The 11656-nt window shown below is 70.1% G+C and carries 11 protein-coding genes; 1 reads left to right on the forward strand and 10 read right to left on the reverse strand.

Annotation, left to right across the window (positions count from 1 at the left end; all coding sequences use genetic code 11):
• Positions 1 to 22: 22 nt before the first annotated feature.
• From E4K62_RS11550 to E4K62_RS11585, 8 genes are all read right to left on the reverse strand, one after another.
• Positions 23 to 1318, reverse strand: a complete 1296-nt coding sequence (locus tag E4K62_RS11550; RefSeq protein ID WP_135067570.1) for a citrate synthase — start codon at positions 1316 to 1318, stop codon at positions 23 to 25.
• A 187-nt stretch (positions 1319 to 1505) separates the two neighbouring features.
• Positions 1506 to 2612 (reverse strand): succinyldiaminopimelate transaminase, encoded by a 1107-nt coding sequence (gene dapC, locus E4K62_RS11555; protein ID WP_135067572.1) that lies wholly within the window; start codon positions 2610 to 2612, stop codon positions 1506 to 1508.
• Positions 2613 to 2622: 10 nt separating this feature from the next.
• Positions 2623 to 2943 (reverse strand): ferredoxin, encoded by a 321-nt coding sequence (fdxA, locus tag E4K62_RS11560; protein WP_135067574.1) that lies wholly within the window; start codon positions 2941 to 2943, stop codon positions 2623 to 2625.
• Positions 2940 to 3374, reverse strand: coding sequence for a histidinol dehydrogenase (locus tag E4K62_RS11565; RefSeq protein ID WP_240742674.1), 435 nt, complete (start codon positions 3372 to 3374; stop codon positions 2940 to 2942). The genes fdxA and E4K62_RS11565 overlap by 4 nt, the downstream gene beginning before the upstream one ends.
• 22 nt (positions 3375 to 3396) lie before the next feature.
• Complete coding sequence (locus E4K62_RS11570; RefSeq protein WP_135067576.1) at positions 3397 to 3711, reverse strand: AzlD domain-containing protein; 315 nt, start codon at positions 3709 to 3711, stop codon at positions 3397 to 3399.
• Positions 3708 to 4454 (reverse strand): AzlC family ABC transporter permease, encoded by a 747-nt coding sequence (locus E4K62_RS11575; protein WP_135067578.1) that lies wholly within the window; start codon positions 4452 to 4454, stop codon positions 3708 to 3710. The genes E4K62_RS11570 and E4K62_RS11575 overlap by 4 nt, the downstream gene beginning before the upstream one ends.
• An 81-nt stretch (positions 4455 to 4535) precedes the next feature.
• Positions 4536 to 6446, reverse strand: a complete 1911-nt coding sequence (gene typA, locus E4K62_RS11580; RefSeq protein WP_135067580.1) for a translational GTPase TypA — start codon at positions 6444 to 6446, stop codon at positions 4536 to 4538.
• Positions 6447 to 6533: 87 nt separating this feature from the next.
• Positions 6534 to 8297 carry a dipeptide ABC transporter ATP-binding protein gene (locus E4K62_RS11585; RefSeq protein WP_135067582.1) on the reverse strand — a complete coding sequence of 588 codons (1764 nt, stop codon included), beginning with the start codon at positions 8295 to 8297 and terminating at the stop codon, positions 6534 to 6536.
• 62 nt (positions 8298 to 8359) lie between these two features.
• Here E4K62_RS11585 and E4K62_RS11590 point away from each other — a divergent pair, with 62 nt between their 5' ends.
• On the forward strand, positions 8360 to 8962 hold the full coding sequence (locus tag E4K62_RS11590) for a PH domain-containing protein (protein WP_135067584.1): 603 nt from the start codon (positions 8360 to 8362) through the stop codon (positions 8960 to 8962).
• A gap of 14 nt (positions 8963 to 8976) precedes the next feature.
• Here the strand turns inward: E4K62_RS11590 and E4K62_RS11595 are convergent, their stop codons facing one another.
• Positions 8977 to 10056: an ABC transporter permease gene (locus E4K62_RS11595; RefSeq protein ID WP_135067586.1), complete on the reverse strand. Its 1080-nt coding sequence runs from the start codon at positions 10054 to 10056 to the stop codon at positions 8977 to 8979.
• Positions 10057 to 10087: 31 nt separating this feature from the next.
• The gene (locus tag E4K62_RS11600) at positions 10088 to 11632 is read right to left on the reverse strand and encodes an ABC transporter permease (protein ID WP_135067588.1); all 1545 of its coding nucleotides are present in this window, start codon (positions 11630 to 11632) and stop codon (positions 10088 to 10090) included.
• Positions 11633 to 11656: the final 24 nt, after the last annotated feature.

Here is an 11656-nt window from a genome sequence, read left to right on the forward strand (position 1 = left end):
CCGGCGGGACGAACGACCCGGATCAGACCCCGGGGTACTGGCGCTCGGTGGCCCCGGTGTACAGCTGCTGCGGGCGCCCGATCTTCGTCTGCGCGTCGCCCTGCATCTCGCGCCAGTGCGCGAGCCAGCCCGGAAGACGGCCGATGGCGAAGAGCACCGTGAACATGCGGGTCGGGAAGCCCATCGCCTTGTAGATGACGCCCGTGTAGAAGTCCACGTTCGGGTAGAGGCGACGTTCCTTGAAGTAGTCGTCGCTGAGGGCGATCTCCTCGAGCTCCTTCGCCAGGTCCAGCAGCGGGTCGCTCACGCCGAGGGCTTCGAGCACCTCGTCGGCCGACTCCTTGACGAGCTTGGCGCGGGGGTCGTAGTTCTTGTAGACCCGGTGGCCGAAGCCCATGAGCTTGACCCCGTCCTCCTTGTTCTTCACCCGCTCCACGAACCGCTCGACACTCTCGCCGGAATCGCGGATGCGTCCGAGCATGTCGAGCACGGCCTCGTTCGCGCCGCCGTGCAGCGGCCCGTAGAGCGCGTTGATGCCGGCCGAGATGGAGGAGAACTGGTTGGCCCCCGTCGACCCGACCAGCCGCACCGTGGAGGTGGACGCGTTCTGCTCGTGGTCTTCGTGCAGGATGAGCAGCCGCTCCAGGGCGCGCGACATCACCGCGTTGACGTCGTAGTCCTCGCTGAGCACTCCGAAGTTGAGCTTGAGGAAGTTGTCCACGAAGCCGAGGGAGTTGTCGGGGTACAGGAAAGCCTGCCCGACGCTCTTCTTGTGCGCGTAGGCGGCGATCACCGGGAGCTTGGCCAGCATCCGCACGGTGTTCAGCTCGACGTGCTCGGGGTTGTGGGGGTCGGACTCGTTCTCGTAGTACGTCGAGAGGGCCGCCGTGGCCGCCGAGAGCACCGACATCGGGTGCGCGGTGTGCGGGAGGGCGGAGAAGAAGCGCTTGAGGTCTTCGTGCAGCAGCGTGTGACGGCGGATGCGCTCGTCGAAGGCGGACAGTTCGTCGGCGGTGGGCAGCTCGCCGTAGATCAGCAGCCACGCCACCTCGAGGTACGTGCTGTTCTTGGCCAGCTGCTCGATCGGATAGCCGCGGTAGCGGAGGATCCCCTGGTCGCCGTCGATGAAGGTGATCGCCGACTTCGTGGCCGCGGTGTTGACGAAGCCGTAGTCCAGCGTCGTGTGGCCGGTCTGCCGCATGAAGGTCGAGATGTCGACACTCGGCGTGCCGTCGGTGCCGTTCAGCACCGGGAATTCAGCCGTCCGATCACCCACCGTGAAGGTGGCCTTCTGATCCTGGTTTCCCGCGTCGCTCACTGCGCCTCCTTGCGATTTCTGGTCGCGCCCATCAGGTCGCCCCGGAGGCGGGTCGGTGCTCGCCGGGTCGGCACGGACGACGCGGAAGGTCACCTCATCCCCGTGCTCGTACAGCCTAATGTGCCCGCGCGGGTACTGCGGACACGGCCAAAGGAACGGCCGTCCTGATGGCTCGGGTCGCCAACGCCTACCGTCCGCGGAGGCGCTCGGCGGCGGCAGCGACGCGCTCGTCCGACGCCGTGAGCGAGATCCGGACGTGCTGCGGGAAGTGCGGACCGTAGAAGTGCCCCGGTCCGGCGAGGATCCCCAGTTCCGCCAGGCCGTCCATGCTCACCCACGCGTCGCGGCCCTCGGTGGCCCACAGGTAGAGGCCGCCCTCGCTCGCATCGATGCGGAAGCCCGCGTCCTCGAGAGCGGGCTTGAGCAGCATCCGCCGCGCCCGGTACCGCTCTTTCTGCTCCTGCACGTGCCGGTCGTCGGAGAGAGCGGCCGTCATGGCGGCTTGCACGGGCGCCGGCGGCATGAGCCCGAGGTGGCGCCGCGCGGTCAGCAGCCGGTCGACGAGGGCCGGATCTCCCGCGACGAACGCGGCGCGGTACCCGGCGAGGTTCGACTGCTTGCTCAGCGAATAGACCGACAGCAGCCCGGTGAGATCTCCACCGGTCACGCGCGGGTCCAGGACGCTCGGGACGGGCTGATCCTGCCACGGCCCCTCCCAGCCCAGTTCGGCGTAGCACTCGTCCGAGGCCAGCACGATCCCGCGCTCCCGCGCCGCGTCTGCGGCACGGCGGAGGGCGGGGACGTCCAGCACGCGGCCGTCGGGGTTGCCCGGCGAGTTGAGCCACACCAGCCGCGTGGCCGCCGGCCACTCGTCCGGGTCGTCGGCGGCGACGGGGGCGGCTCCCACCACGCGGGCCCCGACGTCGTACGTCGGATAGGCGGCGCGCGGGTGCACGACGACATCCCCCGGGCCGAGATCCAGCAGCAGGGGCAGCAGGGCCACGAGCTCTTTCGACCCCACGGTGGGGATGACGTGCGCCGCCGTGAGGGCGGGCACCGCCCTGCGGCGCTCGTACCATGCAGCGATCGCGTCACGCAGGGCAGCGGTGCCCGAGGTGAGCGGGTAGGAGTGGGCGTCGGTGGCGCGGGCCAGCGCGGCCGCGACGACGTCGGGAGTGGGGTCGACGGGCGAGCCGATCGACAGATCCACGATGCCGCCGGGGTGGCGACGCGCCTTCTCGGCGTACGGGGCGACGGCGTCCCACGGGTAGTCCGCCAGTTCGGCGACCCCCATCAGCGGGGGCTCACTCGCCCTGCGGCGGCAGCGCCGAGATGACGGGGTGATCCTTGTGGATGACCCCCACCTTCGCCGCACCGCCGGGCGAGCCGATGTCGTCGAAGAACTCCACGTTCGCCTTGTAGTAGTCCGACCACTCCTCGGGGAGATCGTCCTCGTAGTAGATCGCCTCGACGGGGCAGACCGGCTCGCACGCACCGCAGTCGACGCATTCGTCCGGGTGGATGTAGAGCGAGCGTTCGCCCTCGTAGATGCAATCCACGGGGCACTCGTCGATGCACGCACGGTCTTTGACATCCACGCACGGGAGGGCGATCACATACGTCACGCATCCAGTCTACGTGGGCTCGCGGGGGCCGGCGGCCCCGAGGCGCGGAGGTGCGAGAGGTCGGGCCAGGCGACCACGATCGCGACCAGGACCGGCACCGCAAGCGTCCACGTGAGCGGGATCCACTCCGTCGCCGGGGACGCGGGGGCCACGATCGCCGATCCGCCGGGTCCGACGTTGCTGAACAGCAGGGTGGCCGCCACGACGCCCAGGCCCCCGGCCAGCGCGGTCCACCGATCCCCCGTCAAGGTGCGGAAGGCGACCAGCAGCGCGCCCGTGCCCACGATCGCCAGCACGAGTCCCAGCGGCAGGCCGGCGACGGTGTAGGCGTGCGCGACGGTCGCCGCGGTGCCGTACACGGCGCCGATGACCAGCGACAGGGTCCAGGTCAGGACGCGTGCTGCCAGCACGGGGAACGCCGGGGAGGTCACCGCGACAGTCTAGGCGCCGCGATCATGCCGCCCATCCCCACAGCCGCAGCAGCGCCGCCGTGACGGCGGCGGCCACGACGACGACCAGGAACGGCGCGCGCACCGCGAGCAGGCCGCCGGCCACGAGCACCGCCGGGATGCGCGCATCCACGACGACGGCCTGACCGGCTCCGAGGGTCTGCACCGCCACGAGCGCCGCGAGCAGCGCCACGGTGAGCAGGTCGGCGATGCGGGCGGGGCGCGGCGCCTCCACCCAGCGGGCGGGCAGGAGGTATCCGACCGCCTTCAGCGCGACACAGATCACGGAGGCCAGGAGGACGGCGTTCCACAGGGTCACGGGAGCCCCTCTCGCTCGGGCACGTCCGGCGGCTCGGGCGCCGGACGCTCGGATCGCCCCAGCCAGTTGAACCAGCCGACCACCACCGCCACCGCTGCCGCGACGATGACGGGCAGACCCGGCATGAGGCCCGGGGTGAGGACCGCGGCGAGAACGGCGGCCGCCGCCCCCACCGCCAGCGCCTGCCGTCCGCGCAGCCGCGGCCACAGCAGCGCGAGGAACGCCGCGGCTGCCGCCGCATCCAGCCCGTACTGGCGCGGGTCGCCGAGCACGTCGCCCAGCAGCGCCCCAAGGAGCGTGGAGATGTTCCAGCCGATGTAGATGCCGATGCCGGTGACCCAGAAACCCCGCGTGCGTGCGCGAGGGTCGGTCTGCGCCAGCGACACCGCGGTGGACTCGTCGATCGTGAACTGGGCGGCGCCCGCGCGGCGCCAGAAGCCCGGTCCGATCACCGGCGACATGCGCATGGCGTAAGCGGCGTTGCGCACCCCGAGGAGCGCCGAGGAGGCGATGGCCGCGGGCGCGGCGGCCACTCCCCCCGCGCCCACGACGCCGACGAAGGCGAATTGCGATCCGCCCGTGAACATCAGCGCGCTCAGGACGCACGTCTGCCACACGTCCAGGCCGGATGCGACGGCCAGGGCGCCGAAGGACACTCCGTACGCGCTCGTGGCCAGCGCCACCGCGAGGCCCTGCCGCGTCGCCCTGCGCTGTTCGTCGGCGGGTTCGGGCGCTGCACTCACTCGTGGGAGCCTACCGAGGACCGGCGACGTCGGCGCACCGTCCGCCGCCGCTCCGCTCTCGGCCTCGCCGCACGTGCGGGATCAGACGTTGGCATCCTGGCGCTTGAGCCGCGCCGTGGCACGGCCGCGCTCGGTCGCATCCAGCACGACCTTGCGGATGCGGACCTTCTCCGGGGTGACCTCCACGCACTCGTCCTCGCGGGCGAACTCCAGGCTCTCCTCGAGCGACAGCTGACGCGGCGGGGTCATCGACTCGAACGTGTCGGAGGTGGACTGACGCATGTTCGTCAGCTTCTTCTCCTTGGTGATGTTCACGTCCATGTCGTCGTTGCGCGAGTTCTCACCGATGACCATGCCCTCGTAGACCTCTTCGGTCGGCTGCACGAAGAACGACATGCGCTCCTGCAGGGCGATGATCGCGAACGGGGTGACCACGCCGGAGCGGTCGGCCACGATGGAGCCGTTCTGGCGCGTCACGATCTGGCCGGCCCAGGGCTCGTAGCCGTGAGAGATCGCGTTGGCGATGCCGGTGCCGCGAGTGGTGGTGAGGAACTCGGTGCGGAAGCCGATGAGTCCGCGCGAGGGCACCACGAACTCCATCCGCACCCAGCCGGTGCCGTGGTTGGTCATGGACTCCATGCGACCCTTGCGGCTGGCCAGCAGCTGCGTGATCGCACCGAGGTACTCCTCGGGAGCATCGACGGTGAGGTGCTCGAACGGCTCGTACGTCTTGCCGTCGATCTTCTTGGTGACCACCTGCGGCTTGCCGACGGTGAGCTCGAAGCCTTCGCGGCGCATGTTCTCGACGAGGATGGCCAGCGCCAGCTCGCCGCGGCCCTGCACCTCCCACGCATCCGGCCGGCCGATGTCGACGACCTTGAGGGAGACGTTGCCGATCAGCTCACGGTCGAGGCGGTCCTTCACGAGGCGCGCGGTGAGCTTGTGCCCCTTGACCTTGCCGGCCAGCGGCGAGGTGTTGGTGCCGATCGTCATGGAGATGGCCGGCTCGTCGACGTGGATCTGCGGCAGCGGACGCACGTCCTCGGGGTCGGCGATCGTCTCGCCGATCGTGATGTCGGGGAACCCGGCGATCGCGACGATGTCACCGGGCCCGGCGCTCTCGGCCGGGTACCGCTCGAGCGCACGGGTCTTGAGCAGCTCCGTGATGCGGGCGTTGCTGGTGGTGCCGTCGGCGCGCACCCAGGCGACCGTCTGGCCCTTCTTCAGCGTGCCGTTGAACACGCGCAGCAGCGCCAGGCGCCCGAGGAACGGGCTGGAGTCGAGGTTCGTGACCCACGCCTGCAGCGGCGCCTCGTCGTCGTACGACGGGGCCGGCACGTGCTCGAGGATCGCCTCGAACAGCGGCTCGAGGTCGTCGTTGTCGGGCAGCGAGCCGTTGTCGGGCCGGTTGCGGGATGCGGCGCCGGCACGCCCGGAGGCGTACACGACCGGCACGTCCAGCAGCGCGTCCACGTCGAGGTCGGGGACGTCGTCGGAGAGGTCGGAGGCCAGACCCAGCAGGAGGTCGTGGCTCTCGGCCTCCACCTCCGCGATGCGGGCGTCCGGGCGGTCGGTCTTGTTCACCAGGAGGATGACGGGCAGCTTCGCCTCGAGGGCCTTGCGCAGCACGAACCGCGTCTGGGGCAGCGGCCCCTCCGACGCATCCACCAGCAGCACGACGCCGTCGACCATCGACAGGCCGCGCTCGACCTCGCCGCCGAAGTCGGCGTGGCCGGGGGTGTCGATGACGTTGATGGTCACCGGGACGTCGGTGTGGGCGCCGTTGTAGGTGATCGCCGTGTTCTTGGCGAGGATCGTGATGCCCTTCTCACGCTCCAGGTCGTTGGAGTCCATGGCGCGCTCCTCCATGTGCTCGTGCGAGCCGAAGGAGCCCGTCTGGCGCAGCATGGCGTCAACGAGCGTCGTCTTGCCGTGGTCGACGTGAGCGACGATCGCGACGTTGCGCAGATCGGAACGGAGGGCATGCGCCATGAAGGAATCCTTGAAAGTCGGGGTGCGCCCGGAATCGGGCCGACCCATTCTACCGGGACGGCGCTGCGAACCGGCTGCACCCGGAGATCAGGAGGCTTCGCCCTCGGCCAGGAGCAGCTGGTGACGCAGGTCGCGACGGGCCGCCTGCACCTCCGGATCGGGCACCGGGATGGCCGCGATGAGCCGCTGCGTGTACGGCTCCTTGGGGGCACGCAGGATCTCATCGCGCGTGCCCTGCTCCGCGATCCGCCCGCGGTGCAGCACCACGATGCGGTCGGCGAGGGCGTCCACGACGGCGAGGTCGTGGCTGATGAACAGGCACGCGAACCGGTATTCGCGCTGCAGTTCGCTCAGCAGCTCGAGAACCCGCGCCTGCACGGAGACATCCAGCGCGCTCGTGGGCTCGTCGGCCACGAGCAGACGCGGCTTCAGCGCCAGGGCGCGGGCGATGCCCACGCGCTGCTTCTGACCGCCCGACAGCTCGTGCGGGTAGCGGTTGCGATAGTTGCGCGGAAGCCGCACCTCATCCAGGAGCGCTTCGACACGGCGATCGAGGTCCTTGCCCTTGGCCTCGCCGGCGAGCATGATCGGCTCGCCGATGCTCTCCCCGATCGGCATGCGCGGGTTCAGTGACGACGACGGGTCCTGGAACACGATGCCGACCTTGCGCCGCAGGGACGACACGACCTTGCGCGAGCCGGAGCTGATGTCGATCCCGTCGACGACGAGGCGGCCCTCGGCGATCGGCTGCAGACCGATCGCGGCGCGGCCGATCGTCGACTTGCCGGAGCCGGATTCGCCGACGAGCCCGACGATCTCCCCCTCCGCGATCCCGAGCGTCACATCGTCCACCGCGCGGAACGCCGCCACGCGGCGGCGCTTGCCGTACTCGACCGACACGTGGTCCAGCTCCAGGACGGGCTGGGCGATGACGGGCGCTTCGGCGGCGGCGGCGATCGCCTCCGCGTCGACACCGGCCTCGACCTCCTCCACGACGTGCGCGAGGCTCTCCACGACATCCACGGCGCCGTGCTCGGCGGACTTCTCCCCCAGCCGCGGCACGGCGGCGAGCAGTTCGCGCGTGTACTCCTGCTGGGGGTCGCTGAGGACCTGCCGGACATCTCCCTGCTCGACGATGTCGCCGTCCTTCATGACGACGATCCAGTCGGCCAGGTCGGCCACCACGCCCATGTCGTGGGTGATGAGGAGGATCGCCGAATCCAGGCGGTCGCGCAGGTCGCGCAGCAGGTCGAGGATCTCCGCCTGCACCGTGACATCCAGCGCCGTCGTGGGTTCGTCCGCGATCAGCAGCGCCGGGTCCAGGCTGATGGACTGCGCGATCATGGCCCGCTGCCGCTGTCCGCCGGAGAGCTGGTGCGGGTAGGACGCGAAGGCCTTCTGCGGATCGGGCAGCCCCACCAACCCGAGCAGTTCGAGGGCACGCGCCTCGGCCTCGGCGGGGCTCTTGCTGGTGTGGGCGCGGATGGCCTCGACGACCTGGAAGCCGACCGTGAGCACGGGGTTCAGCGCCGTCATCGGCTCCTGGAAGATCGCGGCGACCTCCGTGCCGCGCAGCTGGCGCAGCGCGCGCGGGTTCAGTCCCAGGATCTCGCGGCCGTTCACCTTGATGCTGCCGCGGACGCGGCTGTTGCGGGGCAGCAGCCCGAGGATCGACATGGAGCTGGCGCTCTTGCCCGACCCCGACTCCCCCACGACGGCGACCACCTGGCCGCGCTGGATCGAGTAGGTCAGGTTCTTGGCGGCGGGAACCCAGACGTCGTCGACGGCGAAGTCGACGCTGACGTCGGTCATCTCCAGCGCCGGGGTCGCCGGCTGTGCGGTCGAGGTCATGAGAGGGTCCTTCCCGTCCCGCGCGGCGGGAGCGAGACGTCGGGGGATGGGAGAATGAACGGATGCCACGCATCGTGTTCCGCTCGAGGTTCAATCAGGTGCTGAGCATCGTCGCGTGGGTCGCGCTGGGGGCGGTGGCCCTGGGCACCCTGCTGACGCCCGGCGCCTTCACGGCCGCACCCGGCATCGTGCTGGGCGCCGTCAGCGGCGCAGCCCTCGTGTGGGCGCTGCTGTGGTCGCCGTACGTGGCGGTCGACGACGAGGCCGCCGAGGTCGCGAACGTGCTGATGGAGTACCGCGTCCCGTGGGCCGCGCTCATCCACGTCGACACCCGCTACGCCCTCGTGCTGCACACCCCGCAGCGTCGCATCAGCGCCACCGCGGCACCGGCGCCCGGCGCCATGACCTCCGTCCGCGCCGCGCGCGCCCATCGGCGCTCCGAAGCGCCCGCCCAGCCGGGCGTGCGTCCGGGCGAGCTGCCCACGACCGACTCCGGACGGGCGGCGGAACTGGTCCGCGATCGCTGGCACCACCTGCGCGACACCGGCCGCATTGAATCCGGTGTGGCCGACCGCATCCCGCTGCAGGCGCGCCCGCGGCTCACGGCGATCGTCGCGATTGTCCTGGGTGTGACCGGGCTGGTGGGCGCGATCCTCCTGGCGTGATCTGAGCGACGGGGTCATGGCGATGGCGGAGTCGAGGACGAGGGCGCCGTCGCCACCGACGACGTCGCCGGAGCGTCGGAGTCCTTCGCGGCCGGCTCCTTCGTCCGCCGCAGCGAGAACCGCTTCTGGCGCGGGTCGAACGCGTCACGCAGCCCGTCTCCGACGAAGTTGACCAGCAGCGCCAGCAGCACGATGAACGTCGCCGGCCACCAGAACAGCCACGGCCGCGTCTGGAAGGCGGACTGGTTGTCGGAGATGATCAGGCCCAGCGACACGTCCGGCGGCTGCACGCCCAGGCGGAGGAAGCTCAGCGCCGTCTCCAGGAGGATCGCGGCCGCTGCCAGCAGGGTCGCCGCGACGATCACGACGCCGATGGCGTTGGGGAGGATGTGCTTGAAGATGATGCGCGCATCGCTGGCCCCGGCCACGCGCGCGGCCTCGACGAACTCGCGCTCGCGCAGGCTCAGGAATTCCGCCCGCACCAGGCGCGCGATCGTGGTCCAGGAGATCAGCGCGAGGAAGAACGCCAGCGGCCACACCCCCAGCCCGCCAGTCGCCCGGCCCACGACGGCACCGATGACGATGATCGGGATGACGATGACGACGTCGGTGATGCGCATCAGGATCGCGTCCACGATGCCGCGGTAGTAGCCGGCGATCGCGCCGACGACCGTGCCGATGACGGTGCCGACGATGCTGATGACGAACATCACGACGATCGAGTTCTGGATGCCGCGCATCGTCATCGCGAAGTAGTCGATGCCGATCCGGTCCTGCCCGAAGGGGTGCTCGCCGAAGGAGATGCCGGAGCCGCCCAGCCACTGCGGGATGAGCGAGAGCGTGGGCGCCCCGCCGTCGAGCTGGGGGTTGAGGGAGGTGTAGTTGTGCTTCCACCATCCGGGGATGGGCCCGAGGCCGACGGCCGAGACGGAGAAGACGGCGATCAGGAGGAACAGGATGCCGGAGACGACGGCGACCTTGTTCCCGAGGAAGCGCCGGAGGATGAGGCGCCCCTGACTGACGCCGACGGTGTGCTCCTCCTCCGGGGAGGGCGGTGCCGGGGTCAGTGCCGGTTCGGGCATCATCTGGGTCATCGGGTGACCTCCGCAGGTCGGGGGACGGCGATCATGCGACGACCCGAACGCGGGGATCGAGCACGGCGTACGCGAGATCGGCGAGGAAGTTGAAGACGATCGCGGTGATGGCGATCACGAGGAAGTACCCCATGACGGGGTTCACATCGACACGTTCGATGGAGGCGACGAACAGCGACCCCATGCCGCTGATGGCGAAGACGCGCTCGGTGATGACCGCGCCGCCGAGCAGGGTCCCGACGTCGGTGGCGATGAGGGTGACGATGGGGATGAGCATGTTCCGCAGCGCGTGACGCATGACGACGGTGCGCTCGGAGACGCCCTTGGCGCGTGCGGTGCGGATGTAGTCCTGGTTCATCACGTCGAGCATCCCCGCGCGGGCGTAGCGGGTGTAGCTGGCGAAGGAGATCAGCAGCAGCGCGATCGTGGGCAGGAGCAGGTGGGTGAACGAGTCGATCCCCGACAGCCACACGTCGCCGGAGAAACCCGGGGTGCTCGCGCCGACGGTCGCGATCGGCCGGCCGTTGATCCGGGGGTTGTCCATGTACACCGGCCAGGCCTGCATGAAGCGGTCCAGCACGACGAATCCCGAGGAGATGACCGCGACGATAGCTCCCACGCGTGCCGCCAGGCCGCGATCGGTTCCGCCGAGGAGGAACCCCGACGCGATGCCGACGGCGAGGGCGACCAGCCCCAGGATCACGAGCGTGCCGAAGCTGGAGACGTCGAACAGTCCCTGCAGCGCGAAGTAGCAGATGTACGCGATCGCACCGTTCAGGCCCGCCACGAGGAGCGCGCGCCGGTTCTCCAGACCCGTCAGGAGGGCCGTGGTCAGGATGACGGTCCCGCCGATGATGAGCAGGAGGCCGATCGGACCGAGCCCGGGCTGGCGGAACCAGTCCGTGACGTCGAAGTACACCAGCAGTGCCGCCGTGGCGGCGCCGGAGATCCCCGCGACGGCGAGCCGACGGCGCATCGGGCCGCCGATCATGGCCTGCCACACGATCGCGCTGACGACGGTGACCACGGCGATCAGCCAGATCGGGATCGTCGTCTCGGACTGGAGGAAGTTGTTGAAGCCGATGGCCAGGAACTCCTTGAGGAGCACGGCCACGAGGAAGGCGGGGAGGGAGTAGAGGAAGAAGCTCAGCAGCGTGACGCCGAAGTCGAACCCGCTGTACTGGCGCAGAGCGGTGACGACGCCGACGGCCACACCCAGGACGATCGCGACGAAGAAGGCGATGGTCACCAGCTGCAGCGTCGAGGTCATCGCCATGGGAAGGATGGCGGTGACCTCCGCGTTGGAGATCGTGGTGCCCAGGTCGCAGGTGCCCACGAACGGCACGAGACACTGCGCGGCACCCCCGAGCCACAGGAAGTAGCGCAGCACCGGCGGCACGTCGAGGTCGAGTGCGGCGATGCGGGCGGCGATGAGCTGCTCGCGGTTGGGGGCGTTGCTGCCTTCGAGGTCCTGGAGCGGGTTGCCGGCGTTCGCGGACAGCACGTACATGAGGAACGAGGCTGCCAGCAGCACCAGGATCGAGACGGCGATGCGCCTGAGGACGAATCCGACCATCGCGTTGTCACTTCTTTCGATCGG

Origin of the sequence: Microbacterium wangchenii, from assembly GCF_004564355.1 — a bacterium.
Classification (GTDB): domain Bacteria; phylum Actinomycetota; class Actinomycetes; order Actinomycetales; family Microbacteriaceae; genus Microbacterium; species Microbacterium wangchenii.

What these genes read in the sequence shown, in the direction of transcription:
- E4K62_RS11595 (WP_135067586.1), bottom strand. Translation starts at nt 10,056, where the DNA reads ATGACCCAGATGATGCCCGAACCGGCACTGACCCCGGCACCGCCCTCC.
- E4K62_RS11600 (WP_135067588.1), bottom strand. Translation starts at nt 11,632, where the DNA reads ATGGTCGGATTCGTCCTCAGGCGCATCGCCGTCTCGATCCTGGTGCTG.
- E4K62_RS11590 (WP_135067584.1), top strand. Translation starts at nt 8,360, where the DNA reads ATGCCACGCATCGTGTTCCGCTCGAGGTTCAATCAGGTGCTGAGCATC.
- dapC (WP_135067572.1), bottom strand. Translation starts at nt 2,612, where the DNA reads ATGGGGGTCGCCGAACTGGCGGACTACCCGTGGGACGCCGTCGCCCCG.
- E4K62_RS11585 (WP_135067582.1), bottom strand. Translation starts at nt 8,297, where the DNA reads ATGACCTCGACCGCACAGCCGGCGACCCCGGCGCTGGAGATGACCGAC.
- typA (WP_135067580.1), bottom strand. Translation starts at nt 6,446, where the DNA reads ATGGCGCATGCCCTCCGTTCCGATCTGCGCAACGTCGCGATCGTCGCT.